A 15595-nucleotide genomic window follows, 5' to 3' on the forward strand; every position below is an offset into this window, starting at 1 on the left:
TTTTGTTTCTTTTTTCATCAATGGAAAAAAGATAAAACTAACAATATATTATGAGTAGTTTCAAAAATACATTCAGCCAATATAATTGGGATGAAACTTTACAAAATATCTTCAATAAAACAACAGTTGATGTTGAAGCTGCTTTGTCAAAAAATAAACTTGATTTAGAAGATTTTAAAGCGTTGATATCTCCTGCTGCAAAACCATTTTTAGAACAAATGGCAGAAAAGAGTCGTATGCTTACCAAAAAACGATTTGGAAACACGATTCAGATGTATGCTCCGATGTATTTGAGTAATGAATGTCAAAATATATGTACCTATTGTGGATTTAGCTTTACAAACAAAATTCCGAGGAGAACATTAACCGATGATGAAATATTGAAAGAAGTCGCTTTTTTAAAGAAAAAAGGTTACGATCATATTTTGTTAGTTACTGGGGAAGCCAATAAAACGGTTGGTGTTGATTATATCAAAAACGCGATTCAGTTAATTCGTACTCAATTTTCAAACATTACTATTGAAGTACAACCGTTAGATCAAGATGAATATGAGTTGTTAATTGAAAACGGATTATATGCCGTATTGGTATACCAAGAAACCTATCATCAAGAAGAATACAAAAAACACCATCCAAAGGGAAAAAAATCTAATTTTGAGTACCGTTTGGAAACTCCTGACAGATTAGGAAAAGCGGGAATTCATAAAATTGGTTTAGGAGCTTTATTTGGACTGGAAGACTGGCGTGCCGATAGTTTTTTTACGGCATTGCATTTAAAATATATGCAGAAAACTTACTGGAAAACGAAATATTCAATTTCCTTTCCAAGACTTAGACCACATTCAGGAGGTTTAGAACCCAAGGTTGAAATGACGGATGCAGATTTGGTACAATTAATCTGTGCGTTTAGAATGTTAGATGAAGATGTAGAATTGTCTATGTCGACTCGAGAAAGTGAAGTTTTTAGAAATAATATTGTTAATTTAGGAGCTACTTCTATCAGTGCAGAGTCTAAAACAAATCCAGGGGGATATAGCGTTGAACCACAATCGTTAGAGCAATTTGAAATTTCAGATGAACGAAGTACCGAAGAAATTGTAGAGATGCTAAAAGGTCAAGGGTTAGAAGTAGTTTGGAAAGATTGGGAGGAGTTTAGAAATTAGACTGCTATGCTGATAGAATTAAAAATATAGATTTTATGAGTTGTTGAGGTAAATTCATCTTGTAAACAATATTAACGTTATTCTGAACTTGTTTCAGAATCTAATACAATTATGAGCTTAAGTAACGAAGAACAAAAACAATATAACCGTCACCTTATTCTCGATAAAATAGGAGAGAGGGGACAACTCAAACTAAAGCAAGCAAAGGTCTTAGTAATTGGAGCTGGTGGATTGGGATGTCCTGTACTGCAATATTTAGCTGCAGCTGGTGTAGGGACCATTGGAATTATAGACAATGATGTGGTAGATCAAAGTAATTTACAGCGTCAGATTTTATATACGGTAGACGATATAGGAAAATCTAAAGCAGCAACAGCAGCAAGTCGCTTATCAAAATTGAATCCATTTGTTCAGTTCAATGTATACAGAGAAAAGCTAACCAATCAAAACGCAATTTCCTTATTTAAGCAATACGATGTAATTGTTGATGGAAGCGATAATTTTGCAACACGCTACCTAACAAATGATGCAGCGGTATTAACTCAAAAACCTTTAGTATACGGAGCTATTTTTAAGTTTGAAGGACAGGTAAGTGTGTTTAACTACCAAGGAAGTGCTACGTATCGATGTTTATATCCAGCACCTCCAAAACCAGAAGAGTCTCCGAATTGCTCAGAAATTGGTGTAATAGGTGTTTTACCAGGAATAATAGGAAGTTTACAAGCCAATGAAACCATAAAAATTATCTGCGAGATAGGAGAAGTATTAGCCAACAAACTATTGATGTACGATACTTTAAGTATGCGTCAAATGATTTTAAAGTATGAAAAAACTGATAAAGCAGAGGTTGCTGAATTAGAAAACGATTATGAGTTTTTCTGTGGAATTAAAACAGCCACTCACGAAATAACCTTAAAAGAATTGCAAAACAATCAGTCAGCATATAACTTATTAGATGTTCGTGAAGATTGGGAACGTGAACAACATCATATTGGTGGACAGCATATCCCACTAGGACAATTACAGCAACGATACCAAGAAATACAAACAGATAAACCCCTAGTGGTTTATTGTAAATCAGGAGTGCGTAGTCAACGAGCTATAGATTTTCTAGAACAAGAGTTCGAAAATATTACTTTTATAAATTTAAAAGATGGATTTAGTTCATAAGTTCTAAGACAATTATATTAAAAAGGATGGTTCTCCATCCTTTTTAATTATTTTCATTTTTTATTAAAACAACTTCTTCAGGAACAGATAAAAATAAAACACATCCATGTTGAGTTTTCACGCTATGTTTTCCGTTTGGAGGTGTATATAAATAATCTCCTTGCTCTAAGGTTTCTCCAAAAATTTCACAATTTCCATTTAAAACAAAAACTTCTTCTCCAGCTGGATGAGAATGGTAAGGGTAAGAAGCTCCTTTCTCAAACTTTAATAAAATTGCTTTAGATCGTTGTGTAGCTTTGTCAAAATGCAATGATTTAACAAAAACACCTTGATAATGAATGTTGTTTTCAATAAGTGGATTCCATGTGATTTGTTCACTTTTAGTGATATAATTTTTAATACTCATAATAGGTTAAGTTTTACGATTACTTATAAAATTTTGTTATCGCAAAGTTGAGACTTAACCAGAGTTCTTAAAATGGAAAATACTGAGTTTTTGATGTAAAATTTAATGTCTTAGCCTATTTTGGAATTCAGATGGTGATATACCTACATGGTTTTTAAAGAATTTTGAAAAATAATAAGGGTCTTTAAAACCTAGTTTAAAGGCTATTTCTTTTATACTCTTATTTTCATAATGAAGAATTCGTTGAGCTTCAGAAATGACTAGGCCGTATATAACATTTTGAGCTGTTTTACCTACATGTTTTTTGGCAAGTTCATTTAGTTTTAACTCAGAATTTTTAAGATGTTCAGCTATAATTTTTAAGGAGTAATTATATTCAAAATTATTTCTAACAAACTCCAAAAATCTTAAAAATAAAGCATCGGGTTTCCATACTTCACCACCATTAGAAATTTTAGAACGGTTGGTTTCAAATAGTAATAATTCAATTCGAGAGTGAATAGATTCTAGATATTGAAAAGGTTTATTTATAAGCTCATCTTCAATATTATGTAACTCACGTTCAATGTCTTTTGGATGATTTATTGTGATAATTTCGTTGTAATCGAAATGACAAAATAAGCTATTCTGAAAAATTAATTCAATATCCTTTTTGGTTTTACAAATATAATTTAATGTAAAATCAAGTACATAACCTTTAGCATTCTTTACATCTTTAAAACAGTGGTATTGTCCAGATGTAATGGTAAGTACTTGGTTTTCGGTTAGTTTTAGAAGTTTCTGGTCAACAAGAATGATTATTGTACCCTTGCTACACCAAACAAAGAGGTATTTCTTTATTCTCTGTGGTTCATGATTGGAAATGTTTTCAATTTTTTGAATGTTAATCATTTGTAGTAGATTATCGAATGAAAAAACTGCTATAGCCTAAATAAACTTTTACGAAATCTTTGTCCCGTTTTTAACAGTACGTTCAGCAGTTAATAAGGTTACTTCTTTGTCATCACCTAAACCACCTAATACTAAGCATTCACTCATCATATTAGCAATTTGTTTTTTAGGAAAGTTTACCACAGCAACCACTTGTTTTCCTATCAAATCTTCAGGCTGATACAGTTTAGTGATTTGCGCTGAGGTTTTTTTAATTCCGTAATCACCAAAATCAACCTGCATTTTATAGGCAGGATTTTTAACCTCTTTAAAAACCTCGGCAGAAATAATCGTGCCAATACGCATTTCTACTTTTGTAAAATCGTTCCAAGTGAGGGTGTTATCTTCCATATGTTTGTAAATTATACCAGTTAGGTATTTATTAGTTGTTTAAAAATAAAATTTTATTAAGTGCCTATCATGGACTCCATAGTTTAGTTATTTTCTAGCAATCGTTTTGCTGCAGTAAACGGTGTCGTTTTCCCGTTTTCTAGTTTTGCAATCTCCTGCTGCAATAATTCTTTAATTTTTGGATTGTTATAAAAATTGTTTTTTAATTGTTGATTAATGGTTTCTAACAACCAATAATTATTTTGTTCATTTCTTTTTTGTTGAAAGTAGCCTGATTTTTTCACTAAACTCATGTACTCTTCAATCATAGCATAGATAGCATCAACTCCTTGATGATGGAGTGCACTCGCTAATAAAACTTTAGGTTGCCAGCCACTTTCTTTAGCGGGATACAAGTGTAAGGCTCTGTTAAATTCTACCTTCGCAAGTTTAGCATTTTTTTCATTACCGCTATCTGCTTTGTTAATCACAATAGCATCTGCCATTTCAATAATTCCGCGTTTGATTCCTTGTAATTCATCACCTGCACCTGCTAGCTTTAGTAATAAAAAGAAATCGGTCATTGAATGTACTGCAGTCTCCGATTGTCCAACACCTACAGTTTCAATAATAATGGTATCAAAACCAGCAGCTTCAGATAAAATTATACTTTCACGCGTTTTTTGAGCAACACCACCTAATGAGGTTCCAGAAGGAGAAGGACGAATAAAAGCGTTTTTATCAGTTACCAACTCTTCCATACGAGTTTTATCACCTAAAATACTTCCTTTATTAATTGAACTACTAGGGTCTACCGCCAAAACAGCTACTTTTTTACCTAATGAAGTTAAATGTTTACCAAAAGCTTCAATAAACGTACTTTTTCCTACACCAGGAACTCCTGTAATTCCAATTCTTACCGATTTATTGGCGTGAGGTAAGCAAGCTTCTAAAATTTCATTAGCTTGTTGCTGGTGTTTTGGGTTGGTACTTTCTACCAAAGTAATTGCTCTGCTTAAAAAAGGAATATTTCCTGCTACTATTTGAGTAACAAAATCTTGGGTAGATGTAGTTTTTCTTCTATTATGTTTTATTTTTTCTGCAGATGATTTACTGGTAGTTTCAGGTTGAGAAACTCCGTCTTTTTCAGAAAGTGCAGATGTGTCTTTGTCGGTCATTATGTAGGTAAAACAAAATAATAACGTAAATTTAGAAATAAAAATGCAGGAAACTGCAACGCGATGGAAAAAGTATCGTCTTTAGGGTAAGAAATTAAAAATGAAATCAACTAAACAGTTACATCAATCGGTAATAGATGCCTGTAAAAACAATGATGCCAAAGCACAAATGCAACTGTATGATTTGTATTGTGATGCTATGCATACAATAGCGTTACGCTACGTGAAAGATTCATTTACTGCGGAAGATGTAATGCAAGAAGCGTTTATAAAAGCATTTAAAAATATTGATTCATATAAAGAAGGAGTAGCGTTTGGTGCTTGGTTGAAAAGAATCGTAATCAATCAAAGTATTGATTATTTAAAGAAGAAAAAACTAGAACTGGTTTCGATCAATGAAGAAATTACCAGAGTAGCTGATGACGATAATTGGAATGTAGCTTCTACAATATCGTATCAAGATATTGTAAACTGCATTCAGCAATTAAAAGAAAAGTATAGAGTTGTGTTAACCCTGTTTTTGTTAGAAGGGTATGACCACGGAGAAATTTCACAAATACTAGGAATTTCTGAAGTGAGTTCAAGAACACATTTATTAAGAGGAAAAAGACAAGTGCAAGAACAATTAAAAGCAGTACATCATGTCTAAAGATATTAGAGAAATATTAAAAAGAGATGTTGAAAACACAGAGAGGTTATCAACAAATCACAGACAACGTTTTCAACAAAGGTTACTAGATGAATTGCATGAAAAACCATCAACAAAAAAATCATATCAGTGGTTGTATGTTGCAGCGTCTATAGTATTATTGGTGAGTTTAGGAATAAAGTTTTATCCAACAAATAATAACATAGGAACTGATATTAAAGAAGTGCCTAAAGAAATTAAAAATCAAATTAGTTTAGGAACCATTTCACCCGAATTGAAAACGGTGGAAGATTATTATGTAAATACCATTAATTACGAGTTAAGTCAGTTAGAATTAACTGACGATAACAAAGAACTTTTTGATGGTTATTTGACCAAAATAGGAGAATTAACCAAAGAATATAAATCGTTAACCGAAGAGCTCAATACAAAAGGAATTAACGACGATACTATCAATGCATTGATTGGAAACCTGCAATTACGTTTACAGCTGTTAAAACGTATGCAAAAACAATTACAAGAATTTAAAAATCCAACTCAAAATGACATTCAAACAATTTAAAATCAGTGTTTTTTTACTGTTAGTGACAGGCGTTGTATCTGCACAGAAATACAACAAGAAGTTCAGTGAAAATTTTAAGACAAATAAAGACGTAGTAGTTAATATCAATGCATCTAATGCGGATGTTGATGTGACTACATGGAACAGAAATGAAGTTTCGGTAGAGGCAGTTGTCGAAGTTGAAGGGCTTGACAAAAAAGAAGCTCAAAAGTATTTAGACAATTGGAAATTTGAAGCTTTAGGGAATAAAAGTAAGGTGCAAATTAATGCCAATAAGAATAGCTTTAGAATAGGAGGAGAAAATATAGTGTTTTTTAACTCGTCAGATAATAATCATCCAAGAGTATTTCAATTTGATAGTGATGATGAGGTTGTGGTAGTTCCAGAAGTGAGAATTCCTGAGATGCCTGAAATACCAGAGATTCCAGAAATGCCTGAAATAGAAATCCCTGAAATTAATTTTGAAAATTTATTTCAAGATGTAGATTTTGATGTAGAAAAAATGTTTGAAACTGAAGAACTTGTTAGGTTTAAATGGAAAGATGGTAAACATAATGTAAACATTACATCAAAAGAAGAGTGGGAAGAATTTAAGAAAACTAAAGCATATAAAGAATATCTTAAGAATAATAAGAATTCTAAGACAAAGATGTTTTTCTCAAAAAAACATCAAGTTCTTAATGAGAAAAAATTAAAAGAAGAACTTAAAAGAGTTAAAAGTGAGCTTAAAAAAGTTGATAGAGAAAAAATTAGAAAACAATTAGCAAAAGCACGAGAAGAAATGTATAAGGTTAGAAAGGAAATGAAAAAAACTCGTATGAACTATTCTTTCTCTTCTGACAGTAATAATCTTATGATTAATGGTAAAAAAATAAAAATAACAAAGAAGATTACGATAAAAGTTCCAAAATCAGCAACGTTTGACTTGAACACCCGCCATTGTAAAGTAAAACTGCCAAAAACCAAAGCTTCAGGAAAAGTTAGTTACGGAACTTTTAAAGCTGATGCACTTGACGGAGGAAAATTAAATATTTCATATTCGCCAGTAAACATAAATTCATTAAACGCTTGTACGTTGTTCTTAAATAATGTAACCGATGCTCAATTAGCATCGGTTACCAACACAACAGTAAATTCGAACTCTTCAGGCTTGGTGGTAAGTAATGTATATAGTAATGTTGAAGTAAACAATAAGTTTGGAAACTTAACCATTACTAAAGTACACCCAAGTCATAATAATTTAAAAGTATTTTTAAGTTATTCAGATGCTGGAGTTGATTTAACAGGTGTAAATAAGAAATTTGATATTCAAAGTGATAAGGTTAAGAAACTAAAAGGTGGAAGTGTAGAGTATAACGGAGACTTCATTTTAATTTCTAACGATAAAGAAATTGAAATAGACGGTAAATACAGTCAATTAAAAGTTAAAAATCAATAAGAAATACAAACAAAACTACTTTCTATTTCTATAAAATTGCTTCCAAATTCTTTTTCTATATTCTTTATAAAGTGCCTATATTAGCGATTGCAAATAGTCACTTTTACTATGGAATTATACAAAGAAAATCAACTAAAAATATATAACTCTTTAACCAAATCAAAAGAGCTTTTTAAACCAGTAATTGAAGGACGCATAGGTATGTATGTGTGTGGTCCTACAGTATATAGCAACGCCCATTTAGGAAACGTAAGAACTTTTATGTTTTTTGATGTGGTGTATCGTTATTTATTACACTTAGGGTATAAAGTACGTTATGTACGTAATATTACTGATGCAGGTCACTTAGAAAACGATGCTGATGAAGGTGAAGACAGAATTGCAAAAAAAGCACGACTAGAGGAAATTGAACCGATGGAAGTAGTGCAACGTTATACAGTTGATTTCCATAATGTATTAAATAATTACAACTTTTTACCACCAAGTATAGAGCCTACTGCAACGGGTCATATCGTAGAGCAGATTGAAATGATTAAAGAAATCATGGATAAAGGCTTTGCCTATGAAGTAAACGGTTCAGTTTATTTTGATGTATTAAAATATAACGAAACTGGTAACTACGGAATTCTTTCTGGTAGAAAAATAGAAGACGCTATTCATAATACTAGAGCGTTAGACGGGCAATCAGATAAGAGAAACCCACAAGATTTTGCACTTTGGAAGAAAGCAGAAGAACGTCATATTATGCGTTGGCCTTCTCCTTGGAGTGACGGTTTTCCAGGTTGGCATTTAGAATGTTCTGTGATGAGTACAAAATACTTAGGTGAACAATTTGATATTCACGGCGGAGGAATGGATTTGAAATTTCCGCATCATGAGTGTGAAATAGCTCAATCGCATACCTGTTCTGGAGTACAGCCAGTAAACTACTGGATGCACACCAATATGTTGTTGTTGAACAGTCAAAAAATGGCAAAATCAACAGGGAACTTTATTTTACCAAACGAAATTTTAACTGGTGAAAACGATATCTTAGGAAAAGCATTTTCTGCAAGTGTGGTTCGTTTTTTTAATATGCAAGCCAATTACCGAAGCATTTTAGACTTTTCTGGAGAAGCGTTAGAAGCTGCTGAAAAAGGACATGCGAAGTTAATGGAAGCTGTAGGTTTCTTAGACAAAATAGAAGCAGGTACTTCTTCTTCATTTGATGTTCAAAAATGGAAACAAGATTGTTACGATGCAATGAATGATGATTTTAATACACCAATTTTAATATCACATTTATTTGAAGCTGTAAAAGTTATCAATCAAATAAAAGAAGAAAAGGCAAGTTTAACTGCCGACGATTTAGTGGTATTTAAAAATACAATCAATGCTTTTGTTTTTGATGTATTAGGCTTAATGAACGAAACTTCTGAAGGAAACAATTCTAATAAGTTAAGCGGAGTAGTGGATATGTTGATTAGCATGCGTAAAGAAGCAAGAGAAAATAAAGATTGGGCATTGTCTGACGAAATTCGTGATAGATTATTGGAGCTAGGTATTCAATTAAAAGATGGTAGAGAAGGAACAACGTTTACGGTTAATTAATGAGAAAGTGAAGTAAGAAGTGACGACGATGTCATTTCGAACGGAACTGAGAAATCTTTCATAATATAGAAGAAGTCTTAAAAATTTAAATTTGAAACTAAAAACAATTTTAACGTACCCTTTTATATTACTAGTTCGATTTTATCAAACAGCTATATCTCCGTTTACGCCAGCAACATGTAGATATTCACCAACATGTTCAAGCTATACAATTGAAGCGTTGCAAAAACATGGATTGTTTTATGGTGGTTGGTTGGCATTGAAAAGAATTTTTAGTTGTCACCCTTGGGGAGGAAGCGGTTACGATCCTGTTCCAGAGAAAAAAGAAAAATAACAGTCATTTTATGTTATAGAGTAATTTAAAGAACAAAAAAGAGCTCGATAGCGTTTTGAATTGACACAAAAACTAAATAAAAGTAGATGAATTTTTTATCCATAGTATGGGATTGGAACCCAGAAATAATAAATTTAGGAGGTTTTGGTATTCGTTGGTACAGTTTAATGTTTGTAGCGGCGTTTATTTTAGGGCTTCAATTAATGAAAAAGATATACATCAACGACAATATTTCTGTAGAGAAACTAGACCCGTTGTTTATGTACGTATTCGTTTCTATGTTGGTAGGAATGCGTTTAGGAGATGTTTTCTTTTACAGTTGGGATTATTATCAAAACCATTTATTGGAAATCATATTACCGTTTAAAAAACAAGAAGGAGCATCGGCTTTATTCGGATTGTTAGATGGGTGGAAGTTTACAGGATTTACAGGATTTGCAAGTCACGGAGCGGCGATTGGAATTCCTATTGCGATGTACTTTTATGCTAAAAAGCACTTACAAAAACCATGGTTATTTATCTTAGATAGATTAGGAATCATGGTAGCCTTAGCAGGATTTTTTATTCGCTTTGGAAACTTTTTTAACTCAGAAATATACGGAAAGCCAACAGGAAGTAGCTTTGGAGTAATTTTTAAAAGAGCAGGAGAAACCGTGCCACGTCATCCAACTCAGTTATATGAAGCGTTAAGTTATTTAGTTTTATTTTTTGCATTATGGCATTTCTATTGGAAAACAGACAAGAAAAATCAAACAGGCTTCTTATTCGGATTGTTTATGGTAGTACTATGGTCGTTACGTTTTGTAATAGAGTTCTTAAAAGAAGCGCAAGTAGATGGACGAGAAGACTGGGTGTTTAACACACTAAATACAGGGCAAGTATTAAGTATTCCGTTAGTGTTAATAGGTTTTTGGTTAATGTTTAGAAAACCCAAAGCAACCGCATAAAACAATAAAAAACTCCAAGTGAACACTTGGAGTTTTTTATTGTTTAAAAGTAATTATTTTACTCTTTTGAAAACTTTTCAGTCAACAAATCCCACAGCTGAGAATAGCCATTGTCATAACCCAGTGCCCAAATACCTACGCCGCCTATTTTATTGTGTTTTATCCAGTCGTATTTTAAAGAAAGCGATTGTACATCTTCAAAAAATAACTGTCTATATTCTTGGTTACTATCTTTAATAATTAGATAGCTAGAAGCACTTTTAGGATCAAATTTGATAGGGATTTGTAAAGAATCAATGTAAATATCTCGTATGGTATTGTAACGAGGATGCGATTTAAATTTGGTTACTTTAGCACCCATCCCAGAGTTTTTTGTATACCATTCTGCCCCGTAATAAGGGAGTCCTGCAATTAGTTTATTCAAAGGGACGCCTTTATTTTTATAGTAACTGACAGAAGCTTCTAAACCATTTCCAAATTTTTTACTGTACTTAAAAGGAGTTACAGGGCCAGTAGTTTTACTAAAACTTCCGTAGTAATCGTAACCCATTAGCGTGTAAAAGTCAATATGCGGATTGATAGCAGGAATATCAAAAACATTGTTCCAATCAATAGCATACAAACATAAAGAAACCATATAATTAGGGTTCTTCTCTTTTAGCTTTTTTGAAACCTGAATGATAAACTGTGTAAAACGATTTCTATCTTCTTTGGCAACACCTTCAAAATCTATATTAATTCCATTAGCATTTCTTAACGCAAGTAATTTAGTTAAGTTCTCTACAAGTTTTGCTTGAGCTTTTGAGTTGTTCAAAAATACAGTGTTGTTTTCGCTTCCAAAGTTAGTAACAGACAAAAATACCTTACAACCTTTTACCTTAGCACTGTCAATTAACGAAGTAGTTTTCCATTGATGTATGCTTTTGTAATTACCTGTTTTGGGTTCAACAGTGTATGAAAAGTACGAAACTCCCCAAAGCATAGAAAAATTATAACTTTTATAAGAAGAACCGTTGGAATACACATGCCATCCGAATGTGCGATACTTTGGATGTACCTTCTCTTTTTTATGAGGTATGGGTTTGTGAGAAATATTGTTTAAGCTATCCCATTGACGTTCGGTAGAAAAGTTGAGATTACCATATTTTTGCTCATGCAAATGACGTTGGCTTATGAATTCACTGTTGTCAGAAGTTCTAGCTGTTTTTTCATGTTTGAATGATGGTTGGTTATTGTTGTCATGGACTTTCTTCTTTTTTTGATTTGAACAAGAAGTAATTAAGGCGATTAAAAACAAGAGGCCAATTAATACCCTAATTTGTTTATTTTGGAGGTGCTTCATTTAACAAAAAGATAGATTAGTAAAATTCATAGCTTATCACAAATTTTAAGAGTTACTAAAATACAACAAGTTTTCTTAAAATAGTTTATCGATTAAAAACTAGATACATAGTCGAAAGTATTAAATTGGTTTTAGTTAATGCTTAGAAAAAATAAACTTAAAAACATACTCAAAAAGATTACCCTTTAGGTTTAAAATTAAGTATTGTACAAGAAGATTATATCATATTTTTACAACAAAAAATTAAAGAATTGGAGTAGACAGAGATTATCTTTTTGCTACTTTTAACTTTAAAAGTATATTATATCTTGATAAGACCTAAGCAAAACTATCATATGACCACTAACTCATATCATATTTTTAGAAAGCACAAAGACATATTTGGGTATATATAAGTATAGAAAGACCAAAGTAAGCTTGGGTATCAGATCAAATATCAATAACATACATAGACAATAGAGAAAATCTAATGTATCTATTGCTTATTGCAAATGTTTATTCAAGGGTGATAATCGGTTATTATTTGCTTGATACCTTAGTTACAGATAGTTTTTTATAAAAGTGGTAAAGTCTATAATTCTAAAGAGCTATATCTATCTTGTCAAATGTTAACACCCGAACAAATGCGCGGACAGAATAAAACCAAAATAAAACGTATAAAAAGAAAATATCAGATAAGACAACTACCTTACCTGATATTTAGCTATTTTTTAACCTAGTGAAAAAACTGTAACGGTTTTTAGGATAATTGAATAAGAAAAAATTTTACTTTCCTTCTTTAGCTTTTATATCGTCTACAAACTTTTGTAAACGTTTACCATATTCTGATTTTTTAACTTTATCAGTTAAACTGTTATTAATAGTATCTAAAAGTTTAATGTTAGCGTCATATAGTTCAGACAACGCAATGTACGGAGCAGCTTCACTATCACCGTTTGCAATCGCAAAGTTTGTAGAGAATAAGAAACGACGACGTATCATTTTCTTATAATCAGCTTCCACTTGCTCTAGTTGTACTTCATCTTTAGCTTGACGAGCCTCAACTTCTTTTTTTACAAAATCTAAACGTTGATCCATAAAACGTTGGTTTATTTTACGGTACTTATTCATTACTTCTTGGTTTTTAGAGCCTTTTATTTCAGGTTTAAAACCAAATTCTTCAATTTTGTCATTTATAGTAATTTCACCTTCTTCACCGAAAAACATAATGTGTTTATCTGTGGTGTTACCGTCAAAAGTTAAGTAATACATTACAGGAGACTCAACATTATCTGTTAGTAGAAATTTATCATCACCTAATAAAGCCATAGAATCAACAGATACTAATAATGTATCCTTCATTTTTTGAAGGTATAAAGTACCTTTTTTTAATCCTTTAACTTGACCTTTAACAACCATGTTTCCTTCTTTCTTAGAGGAACAAGCAAAAGCAACAAGTGCAATTGCGAAAAGAGCAATAATTTTCTTCATTGAATTCAAATTTGTCTGCTGCAAATATGCAGATTTCTCCTAAACTTTTGAGGCTATTTCCATTAAAATTGTACATAGGATTGCCCCCACGGTACCAATTGCGTATCCGAAAACAGCTAATAAAACACCAACAGTAGCTAATGATGAGTGAAAAGCTTGTGCTACAATTGGAGCAGAAGCTGCACCACCAACATTTGCTTGACTTCCTACTGCCAAGAAAAAATAAGGGGCACGAATTAATTTAGCGACTAAGATTAACAATCCTGCATGAATTGCCATCCATACCAAACCAATAAAAATTAAGTTGAAATTATCAAAAATCAACGTTAAGTCCATTTTCATACCAATGGTTGCTACTAAAATATAAATAAAAATACTTCCTATTTTACTAGCTCCAGCACCTTCGTAATTTTTTGCTTTGGTAAAAGATAAGACAACAGCAACAATGGTTGATATACTAATTAGCCAGAAAAAATTAGAACCTAAGAAAGAGAAAATATTTTTCCAAGTTTGAGATTCCATACTTGCAGTTAAAGAAGCAAAGATGTCGCTTAAATATGCACCAGCAAAATGTCCGAAACCAACAGTTCCAAAAGCAATGGCAAGCATAATTATAAAATCAGTTAAAGTTGGAGTTCTTTTTACACTTTGTGTAAAGTTAGAAACTCGAACTTTTAAGTCTTCAATAGCTGAGGTATCTGCTTTTAACCATTTATTAATTTTATCTTTTTTACCGATTCCAATTAAGATGATTGCCATCCAAATATTAGCAACTACAATATCAACAAATACCATTCCTCCATACTTAGCAGGGTTATATTGATAAATTTCTAGCATAGCAGTTTGGTTCGCACCACCTCCAATCCAACTTCCTGCAAGTGTAGAAAGTCCTCTCCATACAGCATCAAATCCAGCTCCACCTACTGTTTCTGGTGAAACAGCTGAGATTAATAAAATAGCGATAGGGCCTCCTATTACAATTCCTACGGTACCTGTGAAAAACATGATTAATGCTTTAGAACCCAAGTTGAAAATAGCTTTTAAATCAATACTTAAGGTCATTAAAACTAAAGCCGCAGGTAATAAAAATCGGCTAGAAACATAATACAGTTGTGATTTACTTTTTATTACTTCACCTGCAGCATTGGTAGTTTCCCATTCTGGTGAAATAACTCCTAAAGTAGTAAATATTGCTGGGATAAAATAAGCCATGAATAACCCAGGAACTATTTTATAAAACTTGTGCCAAAATCCTGAAGTTTTCGATTCTGTATAAAATACAAAACCTAAAGAAATCATTAAAATACCAAATACTATTGCGTCGTTAGTAAAAGTAGGTTCGTTCATCGTGAAAATTTAATTTTTGCTAAAGTATGAAATAATAGTTACTTCTATTTTCTATGGTCAGTACTAATAACAACACCTAATTGGATTCTATTAAAGTTACCAACTTCGTTTACATTTATTAACTGATACCCTGCTTGAAGTTTTACAATATCAGATACTTTGTATTTAAAACCAGCTCCAAACCAATTTTGATTGTAAGATTCTCCTTTAAAGTCTAAAAAGGTTTCATTATATAGATAAGTAGACCATTTTTCATTAATAGGATGACCTAGGGCTAATTGATATCGGAAAAAGTTACCAGTAGTTGATTCAAAAAAACGTTGTTCACCTCTAAAACGATGTGCTAAGTTTAAACTAGCTATTTTATGCTTTACGTTTAAATCTTCATAAATACGATGTTCATTAAAATCTCCAGCATTAGCATCAAAAGTTCTATCTGTATTTAAGAAGGCATATCCTACAGTAGCACTTATAGTTTTATTGAACTTATAATTACCACCTAAACGTCCAATGAATTGTTGCATATCGTCTCCAATTTCAAAAAAACGGAAATGCGCCATGCTTTTTAAACTAAACTTATCAGAAATTTGATGTGATCCATTGTACATATACCAAACACCGAGTTCTTTTGTTGGATCTGGAGCTATTGATTGTTGAGCGAAATTGTTTAATGAAAATAAAGTGATAATTAATAAAGTTAATTTTTTCATAATTGTTATAGTGGTTGTTTTTTATATTA

The 15595-nt window shown here is 31.9% G+C and carries 16 protein-coding genes; 8 read left to right on the plus strand and 8 right to left on the minus strand.

Annotation, left to right across the window (positions count from 1 at the left end; genetic code table 11):
- The first annotated feature begins 50 nt into the window (after positions 1-50).
- Together thiH and moeB are read left to right on the plus strand one after the other, a co-directional pair.
- Complete coding sequence (thiH, locus tag C7448_RS05985) at positions 51-1163, plus strand: 2-iminoacetate synthase ThiH (protein WP_115900460.1); 1113 nt, start codon at positions 51-53, stop codon at positions 1161-1163.
- A gap of 111 nt (positions 1164-1274) precedes the next feature.
- Entirely contained in the window at positions 1275-2333 is a 1059-nt protein-coding gene (gene moeB / locus C7448_RS05990; RefSeq protein WP_115900461.1) for a HesA/MoeB/ThiF family protein, read from the plus strand.
- 43 nt (positions 2334-2376) lie between these two features.
- On the opposite strand, the gene C7448_RS05995 is transcribed toward moeB, so the two are convergent.
- The 4 genes from C7448_RS05995 to meaB form a co-directional block, all read right to left on the minus strand.
- Positions 2377-2739 (minus strand): cupin domain-containing protein, encoded by a 363-nt coding sequence (locus C7448_RS05995; protein WP_115900462.1) that lies wholly within the window; start codon positions 2737-2739, stop codon positions 2377-2379.
- A 102-nt stretch (positions 2740-2841) separates the two neighbouring features.
- Positions 2842-3630, minus strand: a complete 789-nt coding sequence (locus C7448_RS06000) for a helix-turn-helix domain-containing protein (RefSeq protein ID WP_115900463.1) — start codon at positions 3628-3630, stop codon at positions 2842-2844.
- 48 nt (positions 3631-3678) lie between these two features.
- Positions 3679-4020, minus strand: a complete 342-nt coding sequence (locus tag C7448_RS06005) for a tRNA-binding protein (protein ID WP_115900464.1) — start codon at positions 4018-4020, stop codon at positions 3679-3681.
- Positions 4021-4103: 83 nt separating this feature from the next.
- Positions 4104-5177, minus strand: coding sequence for a methylmalonyl Co-A mutase-associated GTPase MeaB (gene meaB / locus C7448_RS06010; protein WP_115900465.1), 1074 nt, complete (start codon positions 5175-5177; stop codon positions 4104-4106).
- 100 nt (positions 5178-5277) lie between these two features.
- Here meaB and C7448_RS06015 point away from each other — a divergent pair, with 100 nt between their 5' ends.
- The 6 genes from C7448_RS06015 to lgt all read left to right on the plus strand — a co-directional run bounded on the left by C7448_RS06015 (position 5278) and on the right by lgt (position 10697).
- Complete coding sequence (locus tag C7448_RS06015) at positions 5278-5826, plus strand: RNA polymerase sigma factor (RefSeq protein ID WP_115900466.1); 549 nt, start codon at positions 5278-5280, stop codon at positions 5824-5826.
- A complete protein-coding gene (locus tag C7448_RS06020; protein WP_115900467.1) occupies positions 5819-6388 on the plus strand; it encodes a hypothetical protein in 570 nt (189 codons plus the stop codon). The genes C7448_RS06015 and C7448_RS06020 overlap by 8 nt, the downstream gene beginning before the upstream one ends.
- On the plus strand, positions 6369-7826 hold the full coding sequence (locus C7448_RS06030; protein WP_170137004.1) for a hypothetical protein: 1458 nt from the start codon (positions 6369-6371) through the stop codon (positions 7824-7826). The genes C7448_RS06020 and C7448_RS06030 overlap by 20 nt, the downstream gene beginning before the upstream one ends.
- A 108-nt stretch (positions 7827-7934) precedes the next feature.
- Positions 7935-9416, plus strand: a complete 1482-nt coding sequence (gene cysS / locus C7448_RS06035; protein WP_115900470.1) for a cysteine--tRNA ligase — start codon at positions 7935-7937, stop codon at positions 9414-9416.
- A 91-nt stretch (positions 9417-9507) separates the two neighbouring features.
- Positions 9508-9750 (plus strand): membrane protein insertion efficiency factor YidD, encoded by a 243-nt coding sequence (gene yidD, locus C7448_RS06040; protein WP_211321887.1) that lies wholly within the window; start codon positions 9508-9510, stop codon positions 9748-9750.
- A gap of 86 nt (positions 9751-9836) precedes the next feature.
- Positions 9837-10697, plus strand: coding sequence for a prolipoprotein diacylglyceryl transferase (lgt, locus tag C7448_RS06045; protein ID WP_115900471.1), 861 nt, complete (start codon positions 9837-9839; stop codon positions 10695-10697).
- 58 nt (positions 10698-10755) lie between these two features.
- Here the strand turns inward: lgt and C7448_RS06050 are convergent, their stop codons facing one another.
- From C7448_RS06050 to C7448_RS06065, 4 genes are all read right to left on the minus strand, one after another.
- Entirely contained in the window at positions 10756-12039 is a 1284-nt protein-coding gene (locus C7448_RS06050) for a glycosyl hydrolase family 18 protein (RefSeq protein WP_115900472.1), read from the minus strand.
- 765 nt (positions 12040-12804) lie between these two features.
- Positions 12805-13509: a DUF4369 domain-containing protein gene (locus tag C7448_RS06055; RefSeq protein WP_115900473.1), complete on the minus strand. Its 705-nt coding sequence runs from the start codon at positions 13507-13509 to the stop codon at positions 12805-12807.
- Between the two features lie 39 nt (positions 13510-13548).
- Positions 13549-14856 carry a DUF819 family protein gene (locus tag C7448_RS06060; RefSeq protein ID WP_115900474.1) on the minus strand — a complete coding sequence of 436 codons (1308 nt, stop codon included), beginning with the start codon at positions 14854-14856 and terminating at the stop codon, positions 13549-13551.
- A gap of 44 nt (positions 14857-14900) precedes the next feature.
- The gene (locus C7448_RS06065; protein WP_115900475.1) at positions 14901-15566 is read right to left on the minus strand and encodes a DUF2490 domain-containing protein; all 666 of its coding nucleotides are present in this window, start codon (positions 15564-15566) and stop codon (positions 14901-14903) included.
- Positions 15567-15595: the final 29 nt, after the last annotated feature.

It is taken from the genome of Tenacibaculum gallaicum (assembly GCF_003387615.1).
Classification (GTDB): Bacteria; Bacteroidota; Bacteroidia; order Flavobacteriales; family Flavobacteriaceae; genus Polaribacter; species Polaribacter gallaicus.

Excerpts from the sequence above, each read along its gene's own strand:
- thiH (WP_115900460.1), top strand. The coding sequence starts at position 51 with ATGAGTAGTTTCAAAAATACATTCAGCCAATATAATTGGGATGAAACT.
- moeB (WP_115900461.1), top strand. The coding sequence starts at position 1,275 with ATGAGCTTAAGTAACGAAGAACAAAAACAATATAACCGTCACCTTATT.
- C7448_RS05995 (WP_115900462.1), bottom strand. The coding sequence starts at position 2,739 with ATGAGTATTAAAAATTATATCACTAAAAGTGAACAAATCACATGGAAT.
- C7448_RS06000 (WP_115900463.1), bottom strand. The coding sequence starts at position 3,630 with ATGATTAACATTCAAAAAATTGAAAACATTTCCAATCATGAACCACAG.
- C7448_RS06005 (WP_115900464.1), bottom strand. The coding sequence starts at position 4,020 with ATGGAAGATAACACCCTCACTTGGAACGATTTTACAAAAGTAGAAATG.
- meaB (WP_115900465.1), bottom strand. The coding sequence starts at position 5,177 with ATGACCGACAAAGACACATCTGCACTTTCTGAAAAAGACGGAGTTTCT.
- C7448_RS06015 (WP_115900466.1), top strand. The coding sequence starts at position 5,278 with ATGAAATCAACTAAACAGTTACATCAATCGGTAATAGATGCCTGTAAA.
- C7448_RS06020 (WP_115900467.1), top strand. The coding sequence starts at position 5,819 with ATGTCTAAAGATATTAGAGAAATATTAAAAAGAGATGTTGAAAACACA.
- C7448_RS06030 (WP_170137004.1), top strand. The coding sequence starts at position 6,369 with ATGACATTCAAACAATTTAAAATCAGTGTTTTTTTACTGTTAGTGACA.
- cysS (WP_115900470.1), top strand. The coding sequence starts at position 7,935 with ATGGAATTATACAAAGAAAATCAACTAAAAATATATAACTCTTTAACC.
- lgt (WP_115900471.1), top strand. The coding sequence starts at position 9,837 with ATGAATTTTTTATCCATAGTATGGGATTGGAACCCAGAAATAATAAAT.
- C7448_RS06050 (WP_115900472.1), bottom strand. The coding sequence starts at position 12,039 with ATGAAGCACCTCCAAAATAAACAAATTAGGGTATTAATTGGCCTCTTG.
- C7448_RS06055 (WP_115900473.1), bottom strand. The coding sequence starts at position 13,509 with ATGAAGAAAATTATTGCTCTTTTCGCAATTGCACTTGTTGCTTTTGCT.
- C7448_RS06060 (WP_115900474.1), bottom strand. The coding sequence starts at position 14,856 with ATGAACGAACCTACTTTTACTAACGACGCAATAGTATTTGGTATTTTA.
- C7448_RS06065 (WP_115900475.1), bottom strand. The coding sequence starts at position 15,566 with ATGAAAAAATTAACTTTATTAATTATCACTTTATTTTCATTAAACAAT.